Raw genomic sequence first — 22431 nt, forward strand, 5'->3', positions numbered from 1 at the left:
TAAGCACACAGCTTATTTGTGGCCTCTTAGTTAAATGGATATAACGGCCCCCTCCTAAGGGGCAGTTGCAAGTTCGATTCTTGCAGGGGCTACCAATTAAATCAATGAGTTATATTTTAACTTCCCTTCCTTATACTTTGTGTATAGCGTATATGTAGTAGTGCTGCACTTTTTAATTAAAGGCGTTTAAAGCTTCTTGCTCACATTTTTCACGCTCTGAAACCATGGCTTCAAAGTCGGCTTGAATTTGTGCTAGAACAGTTGGTGGGTTAAGTCGTTTGATTCTTTTAAATTGAATGCTTTCTTCTTCATCATAGGCGAGTATTGCTAAAGTGATTTTTTCGCGTTCGATACCATTTGAAAATATTCCTTCGGCATCTAATTGTATGAGCACTTTTTCCATTGTCGTAAGCCATTGATGCCAATTATCCATTGCTTCTATATCTGATTGAAACAAATCAATGCTGTCTTCTAGTTTTTGGCACTCTAGAGTTGTTTCATCAAAGTATTCGGAATAATCCTCAAGCATCGGGTAGTCTTCTGGATTCCATTTAGCCATGTAAAAGCTACTTACATCGTTGTTGTACTCTGCTTCAAATACTTTTTTTAAATCCGATAAGGTATTAAACATTGGCAGTAGTGAGTAGCTACCTGTGTGGTAAAAGCCCATTACATAAAGATCGTTACCGTATTTTTGTATAATGTTTTTAAATGCTTTTTTGGTATCTTGGTAAAGTGTTTTTTCGAAGTTTTTAGTATCTAACATGAGGTCATTATTTCTTTTATTATTACAGAAATTTATATGAAAAAGAGAGCGATTAAAACTCACTCTACTAAAATGAAATAACCAGAGCTATTATATAACTCTGGTTATTGTAAGTTAATATTAACCATCACTTGTAATTTTATCAATCAATTCACTAAGAACAGCTTCTGCTTTACTTGTTTCTACTTGGCAAGTGCCTGCATTTAAATGGCCGCCGCCGCCGTATTTAAGGCACAGTTCGCCAACATTGGTGTTTGAACTGCGGTTAGTTATTGATTTACCTATGGCATACACTACATTTTGCTTTTTAAGGCCCCACATTTTATGAATCGAGATATTGCAGTCGGGGTACATGGCATAAATAACAAATCGGTTTGTGGCGTAAATTGTTTCTTCCTGAGTTAAATCAAGGACTACTAAGTTTTTATGAACGGTAGCGCATTGAGAAATTTGCTCTTTGGCTTTTTCGTTATGCTCGTTATATAAAGCAACACGTTCGGCTACGTCTTCCATTTGCAGGATTTCTTCGATGCTCTGATCTTTACACGCATCAATCAGTTTCATCATTAATTGGTAATTTGAAATTTTAAACTCGCGAAAACGGCCAAGTCCAGTTCGCGCATCCATAATAAAGTTCATTAATACCCAATCGGTTGGGTTTAATATTTCGTCTTTTGAAAACTGAGCAGCATCGCCTTTGTCTACCGCGTCCATCATTTCAACAGAAATATTTGGAAGTTTTTCAGCGCCGCCATAATAGTCATAAACTACGCGAGCTGCTGATGGGGCTTTTGGGTCAATAATATGGTTTTTTATGTCTCTTGAGTTGCGAACGGTTTCGCTAAGGTGATGATCGAATGCTATATGACAGCCTGCAACGTAGGGGAGGTTGGTCGTAATGTCGTTTTCGGTAATGTCTATTTTGCCATCTTGCATGTCTTTTGGATGAACAAATAAAATATCGTCAATTAGGTCTAAGTCTTTGAGCAATACGGCACAAACTAAGCCATCAAAATCGCTGCGAGTGACTAGTCTAAATTTATTATTGGGCATAGCTATTCCATCTTTTTAATTGAATTATCAATTAAGTGTAACAGCTAAATTTTTTTTTGAGAGGTTAGCTTAAAAAAATTATAAAAAAAAGCCAAAACGTTAGTTTTGGCTTTTGCTTAGCAAGTTTGTATGTGTGGCAAATAGGCTATGCGCCTGGGCCACATTCCATACATGAATTTACAATGTCTGGGCCAAATTTAAGTTTGGCGTTTAAGTCGCGAAGAGCGGTGCGTAACCCTTCTTCAATTACTGGGTGGTAAAATGGCATGTCAAGCATTTCTGGTACGGTCATTTTGTTTTGTACAGCCCAAGCTAATAAGTGAGCGATGTGTTCGGCTTGTGGGCCAATAAATTCTGCACCTAAAAATAAGCCTGTGCCTTGCTCTGCATATACACGCATATGACCTTTGTTTTTAAGCATTACTCGGCTACGGCCTTGGTTTTCAAAGCTTACTTCGCCTACTTCAAAACAACCGCATGGGCCTAATCGGTCAGTAATTTGCTTGTAGCTTTCGCCTACCATTGCTATTTGTGGGTCGCTAAATACAGCTGCAATTTTTGCTCTGCGCAGACCTATACGTACATCTGGGAAGCGCCCTGCATTTTGACCTGCAATAGCACCTTGGTCAGATGCTTCGTGTAACAATGGGAGCATGTTACTTGCATCGCCTGCTATAAATATGTTCGACTCACCACACTGCATTGTATGTGTGTCTGCGTGCGGTACGCCGCGTTCATCAAGTTCAATGCCTGTGTTTTCAAGGCCTAGTTTATCTACGTTAGGTACTCGGCCTGTGGCTGCAAGTACGTAGTCAAACTGTTCGGTGTGTTTTTCACCTTGTTTGTCGGTGTAAGTTAGCTGTGCTTTGTCGCCAACTTGCATCATGTCAGATACGTTTGAGTCGGTATCTACAAAAAATTCTTCAGCAAAAACAGTATTTGCGTAGTCTTTTACTACTGGATCTGTAAGTGGGCCAATTGCGCCGCCTACACCAAATAGTTTTACATTTACGCCTAGTCGGCTAAGTGCTTGGCCAATTTCAAGACCTATTACACCAGGGCCAAATACAGCGACTGATTCTGGTAGGTCATCCCAATCAAATACGTCGTCGTTTATAATAAGTTTGTCACCAAAGTTATTAAATACGCCAGGGTATGAAGGGCGTGAACCGGTGGCAATTACAAAGCGTTTTGCTGTAATAATTGTATGGTCGTCTATTTGTACGCGGTTTGCGTCTAAAAATTTAGCGTAACCACGAATTTTATCACCCTCTGGTAATTCATCTACGGCTTCTACTACGAACCCTGCAAAACGATCTCGTTCACTTTTAACGCGTGCCATAACTGCTTTGCCATCAATGACAGGCTTTGAGCTATGAACACCAAATGCAGGTGCCATTTCAATTGCGTGTGCGGCTTCGGCGGCTGCAATCAATAACTTGCTTGGCATACAACCAACACGTGCACATGTGGTGCCGTATGGGCCTGATTCGATCATTAATACATTTTGTGTGAACTGTTTAGCATTACGATAAGCACTTAAACCAGCAGTGCCAGCGCCTATAACAACAACATCGGTTTGCAATTCTTTCATAGTGGTATCCTTTATTATTTTCAATCTAAGCGATGAGATTGATATAGAGGGGCGCGTACGCCCCTGCTATTTTTTACTTAATTAAGCAAAGTATTTTTCTAAGTCGTCTGAACCACCGATGTGCTTACCACCAATGAATATTTGTGGAACAGTGTCACGACCAGATACAGCTTTTAGACTTGTTAGTGATGCGCCTGCACCCATAACAATCTCTTCATATGCGAAGCCTTTTTCTGCAAGAAGCTCTTTTGCTTTTTTACAAAAAGGACAGCCAGGTTTAGTAAAGATGCTTACAGGTTCTGGTTTAGCTTGCTTAGGGTTGATGTAATCAAGCATTGTGTCTGCGTCAGATACTTCAAACGGGTCACCTGGTAAATCTGGTTCGATGAACATTTTGTCAACCACGCCATCTTTAACAAGCATAGAGTATCTCCAGCTGCGCTTACCAAAGCCTAGATCGTTTTTGTCTACTAACATGCCCATGCCGTCAGTAAATTCGCCGTTGCCGTCTGGTAATAAAGTAATGTTTTGCGCTTCTTGATGCTCAGCCCATGCGTTCATTACAAAGGTATCGTTTACTGATAAACATACAATTTCGTCAACGCCGTTTTGCTTAAGTACGCCTGCTAATTCGTTGTAACGTGGTAAGTGAGTTGATGAACATGTTGGTGTGAATGCACCAGGTAGTGAAAACACTACAACCGTTTTACCTTTAAAAATTTCATCTGTTGTTACTGATTTCCATTCGTTATTTTGACGAGTTGCAAATGTAACACTTGGGACTGTTTGACCTTCGATATTGTTTAACATAGTTTTTTGTTCCTCTTGATTTGTTGATAGCCATTATGGCGAACAATTAAATATAGTTCCAATCGTTTGTTTGTATTAAACTGATAGTTATAAACTATCATGCGGAGCTGAATATGAACTTAAAAGATTTTGAATATGTAAAAGCAATAGCGCAATACAAGCACTTTCGCAAAGCTGCCAATGCATGTTTTGTAAGTCAGCCTACATTAAGTGGCCAAGTAAAAAAACTCGAACATGAGCTTGGCGTTACTTTATTTGACCGCTCAACTAAACAAGTTACGTTAACAGCAAAAGGTGAACGTTTGTTGACGCAAATAGAGATTATTTTAGAACAAACGCAAATACTCAAAGAACTTGCTGCTACTTCTAATGAGCCCCTACAAGGTAAATTAACTATTGGTATTATTCCTACCATTGCGCCTTACTTGTTGCCTGCGTTATTAACATCAATGAAAGCGGCATTTATTGATAGTCAGTTTTCATTTATTGAGATGCAAACAGCAACAATTTTAGAAGCTTTAAATAATGGCGAACTCGACTTTGCTATTTTAGCCGATGTGCCAGAGCTTATTAATTACCATACGGTTGCTTTATACAAAGAAGATTTTTTAGTGGCGGTATCACAAGATAACGCGCTTTCTAAGCATAAAAAAGTGGCGTTGAGCGACCTTCAAGGATGCAGCCTACTAATGTTAAGTGATGGTCATTGCTTTAAAGATCAAGCCCAAAAGTTTTGTTTTTCTGCGGGAGTCGATATATCTAATCAGTATAAAGGTAATAGTTTAGAAACATTATTAGCGTTAGTGGCCATGGATGACGGTATTACATTTGTACCAAAACTGGCATGTACCGACCGTGTAGGGATTGATTACTTGCCTATATTCCCTAATCAGCAGCGTAATGTGGTGTTTGCATGCAGAAAGCATTATCCGCATTTATCGGGTGTAGAACAATTGGGCAAGTGGTTATCGGCTCACCCTAATTTAAAAGCTAAATTAACTAAAGATCTTGGCTGATTATTTCTACTACATCGTTAATTTGCACGCCAGGTAGTGGTTTGTCATCAATACTGACAGCTACTGCAGTTTGCTGATAAAGCTGCTCAACGCGAATTTTATTAAGCGTGGTGATGGTGTGTGGCATAACATTACCCGCTGCGTCGGTTAAATAGTTATGGTGCGCAATGCTTAGCATCTGGCCTTTTTTTAACCCATGAGCTTTACCTAAATTAATAACGATTTTGCTATTTTCCATGTGCATTATTTTGCCTTGAGTTGGCAAACACGCCATGGCTGCTTGAATGTCATAACTTACTGCTTGGTTGATATCGGTTATGCTTTGCCCATAAGGCGATTGCCAAAACCTATCACTATTAACGTCAACTATGGTTGTTTTTTCAAATGGCCAAATTGCTTGAGTATGGTAACTATTTTGCCAAAGTTGCTCATAGGTAGTGCCATCAAATAATACAAATTCAATGTTGTAACTGCGCTCGTACGCCTCGTCTTGCCAAAATGCATAATCGTTATTGAGTTTGTCGCTAGTTGAAAGGCTGGTTATTTGGCTAAGCAGTACATATTGGGCGTTACTGCGCGAAGATATTTCTTCTAATTGGGCATTTGAATAGTCGTGCTGCTGCGAAAAGTACTTATCAACGCTTATTGCATTATTATAGTAAGCAATAGGTACTGCGCTCATTTTTGATTTTTGCAGGGAAGTAAAAATATTTTTGCTAATAGCTTTGCTTACGTCAAATATTTGACCCATTTTGGCGTGTTCACGATGAACAAGTTGGCTTTGTGTAACGGCCACAAACTTATTAAAACTATTTTGTGGGCATTGCTCTGTTTGAGAAAAAATATCGAGCCGTAATGTAACTGCAAATTTATTGTCGTATTTATTTTCGCTGACCAGTTCAATTTTTTGAATTTCTCCGTGGCTGCTAATTTTTAGCTGATCTTGCATCAACACGCCATCTACCAACGTTTGCACAGAGCTAACCCGTGCGCCAGAGAATACTAACGCCTGTGTAATCGCATCTTTTATAGCGGCAGATTTAGCCGCGCTTGTATCACCATTTTGGACGTTCGCGTGACCCGTTGATTCATACCACTGTGCTTTAGTAAAAGGGGAGAACGTTAATAATGCCGTTGCACTTAATCCTGCAAATGCCAATGATAAAAACGACTTCATACTTTTACTCCAATTAAACGTTAGCTATTAACTAGGTAGAGCAAGGACTGTACCAATGTTATTTGGTAATTATTAGTAATGCTATAAATGGCATTAAACGTGCATATGTACTGCTAATTACTATACAAGGGCTAAATGCTATGCGAGCAATTTCATTACTTATTACACTTGGGTGTTTAACCTTAGGTGGTTGTAGCAGCGTTTTTGATAAGCATGTTGAATATAAATATGTAGAGCCAAATAATTACCCCGTTTTAAAAGCGATAGGGTATGCACCTATTAGCTTGCAAAAAGGTGCTAACTTGTCGCAAAAGCAACTTATGGCCATTAAGGCTTCTAAGCTTGAAGCTTACCGGGAGCTTACTGAGCAAGTCTATGGGCAAAAAATTACCGCAGGAACAACGGTGGAAGGCTCAATTGCTCAAGACGATTACTTAGAAAGTAAAGTGCAGGGGCTTATTAAAGGTGCACAAATAATTAAAACTTACGCAGTAGATGATACTTACGTGACCGAGCTTGAGCTTAATATGAAGCGTGTGCACGATTTATACATAGGTGAAGTAAAACCACGCGAAGTTAAAAAAGTAACGTACTACTAAAAAAGTTATTCAAAATATCTCATCCTCCTATATTGAGTGCTATGCTGTTGTTAGGATTAATTTTAAGCAGATTGCGTAGTGCTCAACAGATGTATTTTATTGCCACTTATATTAACAGTGGCTCTGTAAATGGCGATTAAGCCAAGTCATTTAAATCCTCAATTATTTATATGGTGCAAAGCCAATTTGCGCTACCTATTGCTGTTTTTTGTACTCTCCAGTGGTGTGCTTGCAAGTCGACTAACTATTCAATTTAATACCTTTATAGAGCTCATGGGTCAAAAATACGGGCCTGCGCGAGCGGCGGTTGCACGCAACTGGCAAAGCATGTTGGTGCAAACTCAAAACAAGCCAGAGCAACAACAAATTCTTATTGTTAATGATTTTTTTGCGCGTAATTTACGCTACCAAACAGATATTTTGCTTTGGAAACAAAACGATTATTGGGCAACCCCTTTAGAAACATTAGGCAGAGGCCTCGGTGATTGTGAAGATTACGCAATAGCAAAATATATAAGCTTAAGAGCGTTAGGTGTGAGCGACGACAAGTTACGCCTTATTTATGTAAAAGCAAAAATTGCGGGCACTAACAAAACACAAGCGCATATGGTGTTAGGTTATTTTGCTACACCAAACGCTCAGCCACTTATTTTAGACAGTTTAATAACAAAGGTTTTACCTGCTGCAAAACGTGTAGATTTAAGCCCTGTTTTTAGCTTTAACAGCCAAGGTTTATGGGCTAATAATTCAACCAAAAGTGTAGCCAGCCCAACAGCAAGACTTTCACGCTGGCGTAAAATTTTGGAGCAGACAACCCAAGAAGGAGTTATGTGGTAATGGCATCATTTTCCTTATCTAAGTATCTTAAAAAACGAAAAATAACACTCAGGCAAGAGCTATGGATTGCATTATTAATTGTTATTTTTGTGGGCTTTATAAGTAGTGTTTTAATTAGTACTAATTCGGCTAAAAGTTATTTTTCGACCCAGCTGTACTTAAAAAATGTAGATAACGCCAGCTCACTTGCGTTGATGATCAGTCAATTAGACAAAGACCCCGTTGAGCTTGAATTATTAGTTTCAGCCACATTTGATACCGGTCACTATAAGCGAATAGAGCTACAAAACCCGAATGGTGAGGTGATTGTTAAACGCACATTTACCGATGAGCTTAAAGCGACGGCTCCTAAGTGGTTTAGGGCAATGTATGGATTAAATGTTCAACCAGGAGTTGGGCAAGTAAATAATGGTTGGCAGCAATTTGGAACTTTGTTTATAGAAAGCCATAGTCAATATGCTGAGCAAGCCTTATGGGAAAGTGCGCTTAAACTATTTTTTAGTTTTTTAATTGTCGCTTTTTTTGCTTGTATAGTTAGTGCTTACTTTTTAAGTAGGATATTAAAACCGCTAGATGATGTTGTGTATCAGGCTAATGCATTTGGTGAAAAACGTTTTATTAAATCCACCGTCCCTCGTACATTTGAGTTTGCGCGTTTAGTGCAATCTATGAACCAATTATCTACCCGTTTTAGTCGTATTATTAAAGAAGATAGTAAACGTTTAGAAGAGCTTAGATTTAAATCACAACACGATGAGCTAACTGGTTTAGCAAATAGAGAGTACTTTGGTGCAACGCTTGAGGCCCACTTACAAAAATCGAAAGATCATGCCCATGGCGCCTTATTTTTATTTCGGGTTGTAAACCTAGATAAAATGAGCGAACAAATTAGCCGTGTAGAAATGGTTAATTTCTTACGTCGTTTTTCGCAGGTTTTAATCGAGTTTTTAGAATCAAATGAAGCACACTTCTCAGAAAACTACATAGCCCGAATATCACATAATGACTTTACAGTACTGTTTAGTGATACTGATGATATTGAGGTATTGAGTGAAAAAGTAGTTAGGCTTCATGAATCTTTTATTGAAGAGTATAAAAATATTGAATTAGCTATACCGCATAGTTGCACTTACATCCAAAAGAATGATACGCGGTTTGATGTATTAAAACGAGCAGATGAACTTTTAAAATCAGCCGATAATAAACCCGGTGTACAAGCAAAAGTAAGCGACAATAAGCAAAAAAGTGAGTTATTTGATGATGCAAGAAGTTGGCAAAAGGCAATAGAAGAAGCCTTAGATAACAAAACACTCGAAATTAATGCGTTTCCAGTAACGAGCTTTTCAGGGCAGTTAATGCAAAATCAATTAGGGCTGAGCCTAGAACTTGGTGGGCAAGTATATCGTGCAAGTTATTATTACCAGTGGGCTAATCGACTAAAGTTATTAGCGCGTTTAGATTGGGGTTTAATCAAGGCGTTGGTTGCCCAGTACAACGCTGAACCACCAAGTGAACTGATTTCGGTTGAATTATCTGCACAAACACTACTTGATGATGCTGCGCTTGCTTCGATACTTACATACTTGTCAGCGTTTCCTGATTTAGCCTCTAAAATTTGTTTTGATATTCGTGAAAGTATTGCCGTTAGCGAAATTGAGATATTCAAAGATTTTTGTGAGCAGGCACGGTGCATGGGCGCTAAAGTAGCATTAAAACGTGTAGGCCCTGAATTTACTAAAATTAATAAAATTCAGGAGTTTGGTCTTGAAATGATTAAGGTTGATAGCGTTTACGGCCACAATATTAGTTACAGCCAAGATAACCAAACATTCCTGCGAGGAGTGTGCACGTTAGCGCATTCAATTGGCATTAAAGTGGTGGCTCAAGGTGTAACAAGTCAAGATGACCTCGATACACTTATTAACTTAGGTTTTGATGGGGTTATCAAAGAGTAAGTAACAGGCATTAACCGTGCGGTTAATGCCCCTTTACAACTAACATTAATTGAATGCGGTCGCGTACTTTTAGCTTATTAAATATAGAGCTCATATGCTCTTTAATTGTACGCTCCGTAATACTTAAAGATTCTGCAGCTTGCTTATTAGTTGCACCTGTTACAACAATATCAACTACTTGGCGTTCTCGTTTTGTGAGTAACTCAAGCTCGCATGTGCTCGCATATTTAAACGGTGTATTTGATAAAGCTCCCACTAAATTAGATAGTAATTGTCCTGGTAACCATATTCCGCCAGAACAAATAGTCTCAAGTACTTGTTCAATAATTACTTTAGTGGCGAGTGCTTCTACGTATCCTTTAGCTCCTGCTTCAAGCGCACTCCTTAGTTGATTTATTTCTAGTTCGTTGGTCATAACAATAACGAGTAAACGTTGTTGCGAATACTTTTTAACGAGCTCAAGCCAGTTCGGTGTACCGGCTAAAACCCAAATAATACTTGATGCCGTTACTCTGTTTGGTTCTTTTGTGCATATTAAACAACCAGGAAACGCTGCACGCCAGTGCTTCGATTCAAATTCAGGCTGTGTAATAAAAATACTTTGGCGCATTATTTCTCCATTTATTAAATGCTTAACGCTCTGTCATTGCTTGCGATGTAGCTCTAAGAACTGGTTTTAAAAGATACTCAAGTACGGTTTTTTTACCGGTAATAATATCCACTTGAGTGGTCATACCTGGAATAATAGTCAGCTCTTTTGAAAAGTTATTTTTGGTGGTTTTTAGTTGCACCAGATAAAAGGTATTCTCACGATCATCTGTAATGGTATCGGCGCTAATATGTAAAACCTCTGCCTCAAGGCCTCCATATACGGCAAAGTCGTAGGCACTAAATTTTATCATCGCAGATTGCCCAGGGCGTAAAAATGCAATGTCTTTAGGAGGAATTTTTGCCTCTACTACAAGTTGATCGTCAAGCGGGACAATTTCCATAACATCGCTACCGGGCTGTAAAATACCGCCAACAGTATTAACTAATAATCGCTGTACAGTGCCTTTAACAGGAGAACGTATTTCGGTTTGTGTTACTTTATCGGCCAAGCCAGATTCAGTTTCTTTAATTGAATCTAGTCGAAGTAGCGCTTCGGATAGTTCATTGTTCCAACGGTTAATCATAACGAGTTCAACTTCGGTTACTTTATTTTTAGCTTCGTTAATGGCCGAAAGGCTCCTATTTATAACTGCCTTGGTTCTGTTTATCTCGCCGTTTAGATCAACTATTTGTCGCTCTAAACGAATAATATCTATATCTGAGATAGCGCCCGTGCGTAACAATGGGCGAGTAACAGAGAGCTCTCTGTTTGTTAAGCGCAGCGCGCTCGTATGCTGCTCAAGTGCCGCTTTGGCTTCAATGTAATCTTGGTGTCGCTGCTCTAGTTGGCGTTTGTGAATACTTACTTGTTGCTCTAATTCTTGGCTGTTACTCAAATAAAGAGAACGTTCATGTTGCACAACTCTAGGCGCATTTTTAATAACAGACTCACTAAATACGAGCTCCTTTTTTTGAGTGAGTGCTCTGAGTCTCGCTACTTTTGCGCTTAACGACTCAACTTTGGATTGGTTTTCTCTAAAGCTAGAAATAAAGCGGGTAGGGTCTATTTTAATGAGTACATCACCCTCATTTACTATTTGCCCCTCTTTTACATTTATTTTTTCGACCATACCACCATCATAAGATTGAATAAGTTGTAATTTATTGGAGGGAATAACTCGCCCCTCACCACGAGCAACTTCATCTAAATTAGCAAAACCAGACCACACAATAAGACATATAAACGTTAAACAAATTAAATAGAGCAATAACCTAGCGCTTGCTGGCTCCTGTTGCATTTTTTCCCACTGCGCATCGACTACCCAGTCTTGGCTATTAGGCGGAGAAATCCATCCTTTAAATAGTTTATTAAATATTGATGGCTTGCCTTGTTTTCTTGCTTCTATTGCTCTGCTAACAGATTCAAAGGAGCGCTGTTCAAGTGGTTTTTTATTGTCACTCATGAGGCTTGCTCCACTGTCTTATTATTTAACGCTGCAATTACTTTTTGTTTTGGTCCATCAGCAACTACTTTTCCGTTATCTAAAACTATAATTCGTTCAACAAGCTCAAGTAATGATGAGCGGTGAGTCACCACGATTAAGGTTTTATCTTTAGAATAACCCTTTAAATTATTAATAATTTTACTTTCACTATTATGATCTAGTGATGATGTTGGCTCATCTAGTAATAGTATTGGAGGGTCGTTAATTATGGCTCTTGCCATACCTACAGCTTGGCGCTGGCCACCTGATAATTGACGACCTTGCTCGCCTACTTGTAAATCAAATCCGTCTGGGTGCGAATTAATTAAATCAAATAATTGGCTTCGCTCACAGGCTTCAATAATTTGCTCGTCTTTGGCATGCCAAGCACTCATGGTGAGGTTGTCTTTCAAGGTTCCATAAAACAGGGCAACGGTTTGTGGTAGGTAGCCAATATTATGACGAAGCTCAGCTGGGTCAATTTGATGTATATCATTATTGTCCATCAAAATTGATCCTGAACAGGGTTCGTATAGTCCTAAAATAAGCTTTTCTAATGTACTTTTACCTGAGCCATTACGTCCTAAAATGGCGACTTTTTCACCGGCTTTAATTTTAAAACTAACGCCGTTGAGCGCATTATGAGATTCGTCAGAGTATTTAAAACATACATCTTTAAATTCTATATCGCCCTTTAAAATAGGGTGGCTTAACCAATGCTTACCAGGTGGACGCTCGACCTCTTTTTCCATAATCTCGTTCAGTGATTGCATTGCTATTGCGGCATGATGATATTGTGCTAAAACAGCGGCCGACTGCCCGATTGGGCCCATAGCACGAGACGATAATAGGTAGGCTGCAATTAACCCGCCTTGAGTTAGCTCACCTTCAATAACGAGGTGTACGCCTATTATCATTATTATTACGCCTACGCATTGCTGTATCCATGATGCTGTATTTGATATAGAGCTAGAAACGAGTCGGCTATGTGCGTTTACTTGTGCAATGTAAATGGTCGACTTTTCCCATACAGACTGTGTTTTACACTCTGAGTGAAAGCTCTTTACATCTTCAATATTGGTTAAGCTTTCGACTAATACTGCATTTCGCATTGAGCTTGCTTTCATTGTTTGTTCTGAAAGAGCCTCAAGTTTGCGGTGTGCGGCTATAGCGTAAGCTAATAATATAAGTGCGCCCGCGATAATAGGTAAACTTAGAGGTACGCCAATAATGGCAATAACAATTAAATACAAAACTACGAATGGCAAGTCTACTAATGCGACAAGTGTTATGGAGCTAAAAAAGTTACGTACAGCTTCAAATGATTGAATGTTGCTAGCAAAGGAGCCTGCGGACGATGGGCGGTTTTTTAGTTTCATACCTAATACCCGCTCCATTATTACAGCCGATACTTTGACATCTATTCTACTGGCAGCAAGCTCTACAAAGTAGCCTCTTACTAAGCGCAAAACAAAGTCAGCAGTGAGTGCTATTAAAATGCCAATGGCAAGTACCCATAAGGTTTCTGTTGCGTGGTTGGGCACTACGCGGTCATATACGTTCATTACAAATAAAGGCATAGCAACCGACAAAAAGCCCAAAGCAACAGCCGAAATAATTACGTCTTTATAAAGTGAGCGGCATTCTTTAATTACTCCCCAAAACCATCCATCTTTTGATAGTTTTTCAAGTACAGGTGTTCGCTCATCAAATGCAAACTCTGGTTGAGCATAAATAACTAAACCTACACTGTTAGCAGCTAACTCATCAATGCTTTGTTCGATAACTGATTCTGTAAGTTCTGGGTAAATTACACTCACCAACTGTTTATCGTAATCAATAGAATTAATAACACAGGCTTGGTTATCTTTTAAAATTAAGATGGCAGGTAGCAGTGCTGTATTAATTTTTTGTAGTGGCTTATTAACTACTTTTGATTTAAAGCCAATGCGCTTTGCTGCGCGCGAAAAACCTGATGGAGTAAGATTTCCATCAGTTAGAGGAAGTCCATTTAATAGTGCTTCTCTTGAAAACTCTTTACCATGATGACGACATAAAACTTCTAGGCAGTCAACGAGGATGCCACCATGATCAAGTACATCGTTTAATTCCATACACCATCCAATGTTATGTAGAACTGCATAGGATTGTTACTAGTAAACCTAAACTCGACTTAAATATTTCATGCCGAGTTTAGGTTATTTACATAACGTTAATTGTCTTAGGTATCAGTAATTACAGCTTCGATACGTCGATTCGCAGCATTTGCTCTTACTGATATTTCGTTTACACGTGGTTGATCGATGCCATACCCGAACGATTTAACACGTTTAGGTTCTACATCGAATTGCTTAATCAGAATTTCAGCTACGGCAAACGCACGTTTTTCTGATAGTTTACGGTTATATTTACGGTCTCCATCTAAAGAGGCATGACCTTGTATTTCAACCTGTTTAGTTGGGTTCTCTTTTAAAAAATCTGCAAGCCGACTAATTTCTTGAATATATTGAGACCTTACATCGCTTGAGTCAGCAGAAAAAGGAATACCAATTTCTATATTCGAGGTTGATGCGCTATAAATTGTGCAACCAGATAAATCTACATTTGTACTCAAAGGTGTGCTTGGGCAAGTGTCTTGCTCATTTGGTACGCCGTCACCATCATCATCGGTAAAGCTGCTTGCTGTCGTGTCGGTTTCCAGCGGTATATCTAAGTACCTTGGCATAGCCGTTACACTCATGTATGCATTATCTTGCTTAGCTTTTTTTTGAAGAAATGCCTTGCGGCTAAAAGTGGTTGCTACATCGTAACTCGGACAGATATTTTGTGCGTTATGAACAATAGGGTCGTCAGTTAGCTCTTTTAATGTAGGGTATTTATCTGACATCACGTTAAGTGCTGGCAGTAATTTCCCCATTTCTTTTAGCATAGTTAAAATAGCTGATTGACGGTCGTAAAGCGCCACTATGTATGAACGTGTTGATTGAAATGACTCGTTTTCGGCATCAAGTACGTCTAGTAGAGTTCGTTGGCCTATATCGAATTGATCCTTATATGCAATTTTAACTTTAGTTGATGATTCGCGGTGTTGATCAAGCGCCGGTAACTTTTGCTCTAATATAGTGACGTTGTAATAAGCAATTTGCAGACTCTGACGAATATCAATACAAGACTGATCGCGTTGATATTTTGCAATGTTTATATCCTGATAGGCTTGTTCTAAATTGGCATTATCAAGACCACCATTATATAAATTATAGCTAATATCGATGCCGACTCGCGCTTCTGTTCTGGTTTCATTTTGACCAAGTTCATCTCTATCTTGGCTACCGTAGCGGGCAGATAAATCTACGTTAGGATGAAACGCTGCTTTTTGTGCTTTTGCGTTCGCTTTTTGTGCTTCAATATTATACAAAGAGGCGTAAAATGAAGGGCTATTTTTGTAAGCGACGTCTAGCGCTTGATTAACTGAAATTGGTATATTTTTTTCATCAAGGTCAGCTTGCTTTATATCGTTCATAGGAAGCTCTCCTACAACCCTTAAGTAGCGAGCGCTTACATCATGTAAATTTGAGTACTCCGTTAATACGTTAGATTGTGCTAAAGATAAGCGCCCACTAATTTGTTCTAGATCGGCAGCGCGCGCTACACCAGCTCCTACACTTTGTTCTATTTGTTGATATACAGACTCGTGCTCTTGTAAATTTGCTTCTGCAAGTTGTACTAACTCTTTGAATTTTTGTACGTCGAGCAGGGCTATTGAGGCTTCAAGTGCTGTTTGTTCTGTTTGAGAAATAAGCTCAAAGTACCTAATGAGTTGAATGCGTTTAAAGCGATCAACAGTATTCGAGGTTCTAAAACCGTCGTAAAGCATTTGAGTAACACTTAACTCGGCTGTATTACGGTTATATTCCTCTTCAACACCGTAATTTCTTCTTTCATAGCCCGCGCTTGCTGATACATCAACACTTGGTAAATAACCTGAGCGGGCAGCATCTACTCCATAAATCGAAGATTTAAAAGCATGCCATGCTTCTTGTACTTCAGGATTGTTTTCAATCGCTTTACTTGAGACATAGGTAAGTGGCATTGCTGATTGTTCATTTGCATGCACATAGTTTAGTAGAGTTGCGGCTGTAATCGTTAGTCCGATTAACATAGTCTCTTGATGTTTCTTAAAAGTGTTTTTTGTAATCATTTCTTCCTCTTAGATCCTGTTAAGACCGTAAATACTCCCTTAAGTATTTAGTAAAGGAATACTATTTTTGCAAGTAATCGTTTTGGTTAGCATAAAAAAAATTTTCTACCACTTTCTTGTTGATTTTTTATTTTTTGAATTTTTCTTTTAAACCTGTACTTGAGTACAGTATCTATGTGGCTTTTTTGTCCTACCTTTAACTTATTAGATTGTTATTTTAAAAAGTTTGAGGGTACCAAAATGGAAGCAAATCAACTGGTAGTTATTGATATTCAAGGTTCGGCAGGTGTGGTGCTGGATGATGGGTCAATAAGAGCATTAAATGTTGGTGACATTATCACCGTGGGTGATTTAGTTGTTACTGCTATTAAATCGTCTTTACAAATTGATGTGCAAGGTGAAACCTTATCTATACCCGCAAATCAAAAGGTAAAAATAACACCAGACTTATTAGCGAAAGAAGCCAGAGATTCTAGCGAAACAACTGTTTTTGATGAAAGTTTAGATGAAGCAATTGCAAGCTTAGATTTAGGGGCAGAGCAAGACCCATCAACAGCGGCTAATTCTGATGTAACAGATTTTTTAGATGCGTTAGAAGGTGATGGGGACATTCTAGATAATTTAGAGGCAACAGCCGCTGGTGGGGGTAACGCTGCGGGTGCAGATGGAGGCAGTTCGTTTGTACAGCTAACCCGAATTTCTGAAAGTGTTGATCCTAGTAGTGTTACTTTTGATTCATCTTTTGAGCAAGGCGCTACTGAAGCTTTTAATTTAAGAGATACCTCTGACGGTATTGTGCCTGATTCAACTACTGCATCTATTTCACTTAATGAGCTAGGTATTACTAACTCATCACAACCTACAATCACCGGTACGAGCGAAAACTTAATCGGCGAAACGGTTAATGTAACGGTAACTGATGTTGATGGAAACTCTCAAGTAGTTAGTGTTGTAATTGGCCCTGATGGTACCTTTGAAATAACCCTACCAACACCAATTGCTGATGGCCCTGTAACGGTTGTTGTTGAAGCGACGGATCCTGTTGGTAATCCTATAAACGACACTATTTCAATTGAGGTTGATACAACACCTCCACTTATTGCTATTGATCCTGTTGCCGATTCTGCTTCGCAAACAGTGACAGTGACAGGGACAGTATCTGGTTTGAATACTGGGGATAATGTATCAGTCACGTTAACGGATAGTGCAGGTACGGTACAAACAATAGTTACTCAGGTTGATGCTCAAGGAAATTGGGTAATTACTACCACCTCACCTTTATCTGAAGGGGAGTTTAACGTAAGCGCTGTTGCGATTGATGCAGCTGGAAATCAAGCTATAGACCAAGCTTTAGCGAATGTAGATTTAACTGCTCCGGTAATCACCGTAAATGTAACTGATGAAACAAATAACTCAACACCACCACTTGTTGGAACAACAAATGGTGTTCCTGAGGGCACTCAAGTAACAATTACTGTTACAGATAGTGCAGGACAAATACAAACATTAACTGCAGTTACCCAAGCCGATGGAAGCTGGAGTGTAGAAGTAGGGACTCCTTTACCTGAAGGTGATTTTACTGTTGATGCACAAGTAAGCGACAGTGTAGGAAACTTAGCATTAGCAAGTGATTCAGGAGTAATTGATTTAACGGCGCCTTCGGTACAAATTAATAATATTAACGACACTCAAGACACCACGCCAACGATTACAGGTAACGCGCAAGATGTACCTGCAGGCTCTATTATTAGTGTGGTTATTACCGATTTTGATGGTCAAACTCAAACATTATTAACCCAAACTAACGCTGATGGGGATTGGTCTATCGACGTAACTACGCCATTGGCTGAAGGGCAGTTTGAGGTTGATGCAAGTGTAAGTGATGCTGCAGGTAATCAAGCCCAAGCAAATAACCAAGGTGTTGTTGATTTAACAAACCCTGATATTACCGTTACTGCAATTGCTGATACTAACGATACTACACCAACATTTGTAGGTAGGGTAGAAGACGCTCCAGCGGGCTCTGTAATTACAGTATTAGTAACCGATATAAACGGTAACGTACAAACTTTAACTACTTTATTAAATGAAGATGGCACATGGAGTGTTGATGCTAGTGAAATCTTGCCAGGTGGTGAATTTACCGCAACTGCGTCAGTAACCGATGCTGCGGGTAATGAGGCATCTGCGCAAACAAACGGCGAAATAACGTTTGCTCCTATTTCAATTCAAATCGATGCAATTGCTAATACTAACGATACCACTCCATTTTTAAGTGGTAACACCGGTAATGTGCCTGCAGGTACAACCATTACTTTAACTATTACGGCAAGCGATGGCAGCACATTTACATTACTTGCAGTGACGCAAGAAGATGGTTCGTGGACTGCACAAGTAACAACTCCTCTACCGGAGGGCGACTTTACAGTAGTTGCTGCTGTTATAGATGACTCGGGTAATGAAGCGCAAGCAAGTGCAGTAGGTAATGTTGATTTAACTGTAAGTATTAATTTTATTATTGATACTAACGATACAACACCAACAATTAGCGGCTCTACACAAGACGTAGAACCTGGTGCGGTAGTAACCGTTACATTTACAGGAAGCGATGGCGTAGCAGAAACCGTGCAAGTAGTTACTGGTGCTGACGGAAGCTGGTCAGTTGAGGCAAGTAATGAATTAGTTGAAGGCCAGTTTAGTGTGGTTGCAACTGTAACTGATGCTGCGGGTAATACAGCTTCTGCAAGTGAAACTGGAGAAATTGATTTAACAGATCCTGCAATCACGATTAATCCTATTGAGGATACGAATGATGTAACCCCATCTGTAAGCGGTAATGTAATTGATGTACCTGCAGGGACCGAAGTTACATTAGTAATAACTGACAGTGAAGGTAATGAACAAACACTTACAACAACTACAAATACAGATGGTACATATACAGCGGATATTATTGCAGATCTCAGTGAAGGAGATTTCACAGTAACAGCGAGTGTTAGCGACACTGCAGGCAATAGCAGTACGGCAACTGTTACAGGTACGGTTGATTTAACCGCACCAAGTGTGACTATTAACAATATCGCAGATACAAACGATACAACACCTACTCTTACAGGCTCTACCCAAGGATTAGCATCGGGCAGTGAAGTGACTTTAACTGTTACTGATAATCTAGGGGCTGAGCAACAGTTAGTTACTACTATAAGTGCGGATGGTACTTGGAGTATTGAGGTTCCAACTGCTTTAAGCGAGGGGGATTTTACCGTAACTGCTAATGTATCTGATAATGCAGGTAACGCAGCTCAAGATTCACAATTAGGCACAGTTGATACCACCCCTCCTTTAGTTGCAATAAATGACTTTGCTGATTCAAACGATACAACGCCTACATTTAGCGGAACAACAAGTGATGTAGCACCGGGTAGCCTTGTTAGTGTTTTAGTTACTGATGCAAATGGTGAGTCTCAAACATTGACGGCGGTTGTGTCAGAAGATGGAACTTGGCAAGTAGGTGCAACTCAAGCGGTTGCTGAAGGCGATTTTACAATTACAGCAACAGTAACAGACGCTGCGGGTAATGAAGCAAGCGATACTGTTAGTGGAACAATTGATTTATCAGCTCCAATTATAGCAATTAATACAATCCCAGATAGCGCCGATACTACTCCAACAATTTCAGGTTCTGTACAAAATGTACCAGCCGGAACAACTGTTACGTTAATCGTTACAGATGCTGGTGGTAATACACAAACAATTACAACACAAACGCTAGCTGATGGTAGCTGGACAGCCGATACTAATGAGTTAGTTGAAGGTGACTTTAGTGTTAATGCCATCGTTAGTGATGAAGCAGGTAACCAAAGTGAAGCTTCTGCACAGGGAACTATTGATAATACCGCACCAAATATTACGATTGATGCACTGGCGGATAGTAACGATACAACACCAACTATTTCAGGCACCGCAACGGGCGAACCAGAAGGCACGGTTGTTACTATTATAGTTACGGATGAAGCAGGTAACCCACAAAGCATAACCACAGAAGTACAAGCCGATGGCACATTTAGTGTTGATGTTCCAAATGAATTAAGTGAAGGTGAATTTACTGTTGAAGTATCGGTTACCGATACAGCAGGTAATGAAACTACCGCAACAACAACAGGCGAAGTTGATACTGCTGCGCCAACAGTTATTATTGACCCCGTAGGTGATACTAACGACACCACACCAACTATTTCAGGCACCGCAACGGGGGAGCCGGAGGGCACGGTTGTTACTATTACAGTAACTGATGACGCTGGTAACCCACAAATAATCACCACTGAAGTACAAGCCGATGGCACTTTTAGTGTTGATGTACCAAATGAATTAAGTGAGGGTGAGTTTACGGTTGAAGTATCGGTTACCGATACAGCAGGTAATGAAACTACCGCAACAACAACAGGCGAAGTTGATACTGCCGCGCCAACAGTTATTATTGATCCAGTAGGTGATACTAACAACACCACCCCAACTATTTCAGGCACCGCGACGGGTGAGCCAGAGGGCACGGTTGTTACTATTACAGTAACTGATGAAGCTGGTAATCCACAAACTATAACCACAGAAGTGCAAGCCGATGGCACCTTTAGTGTTGATGTACCTAACGAATTAAGTGAAGGCGAATTTACTGTTGAAGTATCAGTTACCGATACTGCAGGTAATGAAACTACCGCAACAACAACAGGCGAAGTCGATACTGCCGCGCCAACAGTTATTATTGACCCAGTAGGTGATACTAACAACACCACCCCAACTATTTCAGGCACCGCAACCGGTGAGCCAGAGGGCACGGTTGTTACTATTACAGTTACTGATGAAGCAGGTAATCCACAAACTATTACCACAGAAGTACAAGCCGATGGCACCTTTAGTGTTGATGTACCGAACGAATTAAGTGAAGGTGAATTTACTGTTGAAGTATCGGTTACCGATAACGCAGGTAATGAAACCACAGCCACAACAACGGGAGAAGTTGATACCACAGCGCCAATAGTTACTATTAATGCACTAGGCGATACGAGTGATACAACACCGACCATTTCAGGCACGGTTAGCGGGGAGCCTGCTGGTTCAACCATAACTTTAACAGTGACCGATGCTAATGGTGCAGTACAAACAATTTCAGCACAAGTAATTGCAGACGGAAGTTGGACAGTAGAAGTACCTGCGGCTTTAGCTGAAGGGGCCTACTCTGTAGATGCAAGTATTAGCGATGGCGCTGGTAATGAAGGCACAGCAAGTGCTTCAGGCACAATTGATACAAGCGCATTGACTATTACCATTGATGTTATTGGCGAAACTAACGATCAAACACCTCAAATAAATGGTGATACTTTTAATGCACAAGTTGGCTCTCAAGTTGAAGTTCAGATCACTGACTCAGCGGGTGGAATAATTACTTTAACTACGGTTGTTGATGAAAACGGACTCTGGAGTGTTACTCCGCCAGCCGATTTGGCTGAAGGCACCATTTTAATTAGTGCGACAGTAACAGACATAGGTGGTGGAAGCGCAAATGCAGAGCTTGATGCTGTAATTGATATTACGCCTCCAACCATACAAGTAAATGAACTAGAAACAAGTAATGATACAACACCGGTTATTTCTGGTAACACAACTGACGTAGTTGCAGGCACAGTTATAAATTTAACGGTTACTGATTCTCAAGGGGTTGTTCGCACATTTAGCACAACAACAGATGCAGATGGTAATTGGAGTGTTGAACTTTCCCAAGAGTTGGCCTCGGGCGATTATTCTGTAGAAGCTGAAGTATCTGATGCTGCTGGAAATAGTGCTTCAGATACTGCTACAGGCATTATAGATACATCAGGGCCTAGCTTAACCGTAAACTTTGATACTGTAACTAACGACTCAACACCTACCATTTCAGGCACTAGTGATGCAGACGTTGGTACCAGCATCACGGTTGTTATTACTGATGATAACGGGGTTGAACAAACACTTACCACCACAGTAGATACAAATGGTAACTGGGAAGTAACTCCACAAACAGATTTAAATGAAGGTGATAACACCATCGAAGTGAGTGTATCTGACGAAGCAGGAAATACGACAACAGTTACAGATACAATTACGTTAGACACGCAAGCGCCAATACTCACCATTCAAAACGTAGGCGATGTCAGCGACTTAACACCAGAGCTTCAGGGCACCAGTAATGAAGTTGGTGGCACTGTTACACTCACCATCACCGACAGCGCAGGCGCTGTGCAAACCATTGAGACCCTAGTTGGCAGCGATGGCCACTGGAACATTGAGATTCCAGGTGCCCTTGCACAAGGTGACTTT

14 protein-coding genes and 1 tRNA gene are annotated in these 22431 nt (G+C 39.9%); 6 read left to right on the forward strand and 9 right to left on the reverse strand.

Annotation, left to right across the window (positions count from 1 at the left end):
• Window positions 1–20: 20 nt before the first annotated feature.
• Window positions 21–95: transfer RNA gene (locus H5160_RS11115), tRNA-Arg, on the forward strand.
• A gap of 77 nt (window positions 96–172) precedes the next feature.
• Here the strand turns inward: H5160_RS11115 and H5160_RS11120 are convergent.
• From H5160_RS11120 to H5160_RS11135, 4 genes are all read right to left on the reverse strand, one after another.
• Window positions 173–766, reverse strand: a complete 594-nt coding sequence (locus H5160_RS11120; protein ID WP_024598731.1) for a DUF4303 domain-containing protein — start codon at window positions 764–766, stop codon at window positions 173–175.
• A gap of 120 nt (window positions 767–886) precedes the next feature.
• Window positions 887–1819 carry an exopolyphosphatase gene (locus H5160_RS11125; RefSeq protein ID WP_182737456.1) on the reverse strand — a complete coding sequence of 311 codons (933 nt, stop codon included), beginning with the start codon at window positions 1817–1819 and terminating at the stop codon, window positions 887–889.
• Window positions 1820–1964: 145 nt separating this feature from the next.
• Entirely contained in the window at window positions 1965–3413 is a 1449-nt protein-coding gene (locus H5160_RS11130; RefSeq protein ID WP_182732729.1) for a dihydrolipoyl dehydrogenase, read from the reverse strand.
• An 81-nt stretch (window positions 3414–3494) separates the two neighbouring features.
• Window positions 3495–4223, reverse strand: a complete 729-nt coding sequence (locus H5160_RS11135; protein ID WP_182692706.1) for a glutathione peroxidase — start codon at window positions 4221–4223, stop codon at window positions 3495–3497.
• A 113-nt stretch (window positions 4224–4336) separates the two neighbouring features.
• Between H5160_RS11135 and H5160_RS11140 the strand changes: the two genes are divergently transcribed.
• Entirely contained in the window at window positions 4337–5239 is a 903-nt protein-coding gene (locus H5160_RS11140) for a LysR substrate-binding domain-containing protein (RefSeq protein WP_182711533.1), read from the forward strand.
• On the opposite strand, the gene H5160_RS11145 is transcribed toward H5160_RS11140, so the two are convergent.
• Window positions 5223–6416: a flagellar assembly protein FlgT gene (locus H5160_RS11145; RefSeq protein ID WP_182692704.1), complete on the reverse strand. Its 1194-nt coding sequence runs from the start codon at window positions 6414–6416 to the stop codon at window positions 5223–5225. The two genes, H5160_RS11140 and H5160_RS11145, sit on opposite strands and share 17 nt — an antisense overlap.
• Window positions 6417–6556: 140 nt before the next feature.
• Between H5160_RS11145 and H5160_RS11150 the strand changes: the two genes are divergently transcribed.
• From H5160_RS11150 to H5160_RS11160, 3 genes are all read left to right on the forward strand, one after another.
• Window positions 6557–7015: an LPP20 family lipoprotein gene (locus tag H5160_RS11150; RefSeq protein WP_024593173.1), complete on the forward strand. Its 459-nt coding sequence runs from the start codon at window positions 6557–6559 to the stop codon at window positions 7013–7015.
• Window positions 7016–7144: 129 nt separating this feature from the next.
• Window positions 7145–7852 carry a transglutaminase-like cysteine peptidase gene (locus H5160_RS11155; RefSeq protein WP_182692702.1) on the forward strand — a complete coding sequence of 236 codons (708 nt, stop codon included), beginning with the start codon at window positions 7145–7147 and terminating at the stop codon, window positions 7850–7852.
• Window positions 7852–9807 carry a LapD/MoxY N-terminal periplasmic domain-containing protein gene (locus H5160_RS11160; protein ID WP_182721280.1) on the forward strand — a complete coding sequence of 652 codons (1956 nt, stop codon included), beginning with the start codon at window positions 7852–7854 and terminating at the stop codon, window positions 9805–9807. Before H5160_RS11155 ends, H5160_RS11160 begins: the two co-directional genes overlap by 1 nt.
• 22 nt (window positions 9808–9829) lie before the next feature.
• Here the strand turns inward: H5160_RS11160 and H5160_RS11165 are convergent, their stop codons facing one another.
• The 4 genes from H5160_RS11165 to H5160_RS11180 form a co-directional block, all read right to left on the reverse strand.
• The gene (locus H5160_RS11165; RefSeq protein ID WP_182721279.1) at window positions 9830–10417 is read right to left on the reverse strand and encodes a response regulator transcription factor; all 588 of its coding nucleotides are present in this window, start codon (window positions 10415–10417) and stop codon (window positions 9830–9832) included.
• A gap of 22 nt (window positions 10418–10439) precedes the next feature.
• Window positions 10440–11861 (reverse strand): HlyD family type I secretion periplasmic adaptor subunit, encoded by a 1422-nt coding sequence (locus tag H5160_RS11170; protein ID WP_182693280.1) that lies wholly within the window; start codon window positions 11859–11861, stop codon window positions 10440–10442.
• A complete protein-coding gene (locus H5160_RS11175; protein WP_182737458.1) occupies window positions 11858–13996 on the reverse strand; it encodes a type I secretion system permease/ATPase in 2139 nt (712 codons plus the stop codon). The genes H5160_RS11170 and H5160_RS11175 overlap by 4 nt, the downstream gene beginning before the upstream one ends.
• A gap of 107 nt (window positions 13997–14103) precedes the next feature.
• On the reverse strand, window positions 14104–16080 hold the full coding sequence (locus tag H5160_RS11180) for a TolC family outer membrane protein (RefSeq protein WP_182693282.1): 1977 nt from the start codon (window positions 16078–16080) through the stop codon (window positions 14104–14106).
• A gap of 240 nt (window positions 16081–16320) precedes the next feature.
• Here H5160_RS11180 and H5160_RS11185 point away from each other — a divergent pair.
• Window positions 16321–22431 (forward strand): Ig-like domain-containing protein (locus H5160_RS11185; RefSeq protein WP_182737460.1); only part of this gene is annotated, 6111 nt, incomplete at its 3' end.

Source organism: Pseudoalteromonas sp. SG43-4, from assembly GCF_014164325.1.
GTDB lineage: Bacteria > Pseudomonadota > Gammaproteobacteria > Enterobacterales > Alteromonadaceae > Pseudoalteromonas > Pseudoalteromonas distincta.

What these genes read in the sequence shown, in the direction of transcription:
- H5160_RS11155 (WP_182692702.1), top strand. Translation starts at nt 7,145, where the DNA reads ATGGCGATTAAGCCAAGTCATTTAAATCCTCAATTATTTATATGGTGC.
- H5160_RS11135 (WP_182692706.1), bottom strand. Translation starts at nt 4,223, where the DNA reads ATGTTAAACAATATCGAAGGTCAAACAGTCCCAAGTGTTACATTTGCA.
- H5160_RS11130 (WP_182732729.1), bottom strand. Translation starts at nt 3,413, where the DNA reads ATGAAAGAATTGCAAACCGATGTTGTTGTTATAGGCGCTGGCACTGCT.
- H5160_RS11150 (WP_024593173.1), top strand. Translation starts at nt 6,557, where the DNA reads ATGCGAGCAATTTCATTACTTATTACACTTGGGTGTTTAACCTTAGGT.
- H5160_RS11165 (WP_182721279.1), bottom strand. Translation starts at nt 10,417, where the DNA reads ATGCGCCAAAGTATTTTTATTACACAGCCTGAATTTGAATCGAAGCAC.
- H5160_RS11170 (WP_182693280.1), bottom strand. Translation starts at nt 11,861, where the DNA reads ATGAGTGACAATAAAAAACCACTTGAACAGCGCTCCTTTGAATCTGTT.
- H5160_RS11160 (WP_182721280.1), top strand. Translation starts at nt 7,852, where the DNA reads ATGGCATCATTTTCCTTATCTAAGTATCTTAAAAAACGAAAAATAACA.
- H5160_RS11175 (WP_182737458.1), bottom strand. Translation starts at nt 13,996, where the DNA reads ATGGAATTAAACGATGTACTTGATCATGGTGGCATCCTCGTTGACTGC.
- H5160_RS11125 (WP_182737456.1), bottom strand. Translation starts at nt 1,819, where the DNA reads ATGCCCAATAATAAATTTAGACTAGTCACTCGCAGCGATTTTGATGGC.
- H5160_RS11145 (WP_182692704.1), bottom strand. Translation starts at nt 6,416, where the DNA reads ATGAAGTCGTTTTTATCATTGGCATTTGCAGGATTAAGTGCAACGGCA.
- H5160_RS11140 (WP_182711533.1), top strand. Translation starts at nt 4,337, where the DNA reads ATGAACTTAAAAGATTTTGAATATGTAAAAGCAATAGCGCAATACAAG.
- H5160_RS11120 (WP_024598731.1), bottom strand. Translation starts at nt 766, where the DNA reads ATGTTAGATACTAAAAACTTCGAAAAAACACTTTACCAAGATACCAAA.
- H5160_RS11180 (WP_182693282.1), bottom strand. Translation starts at nt 16,080, where the DNA reads ATGATTACAAAAAACACTTTTAAGAAACATCAAGAGACTATGTTAATC.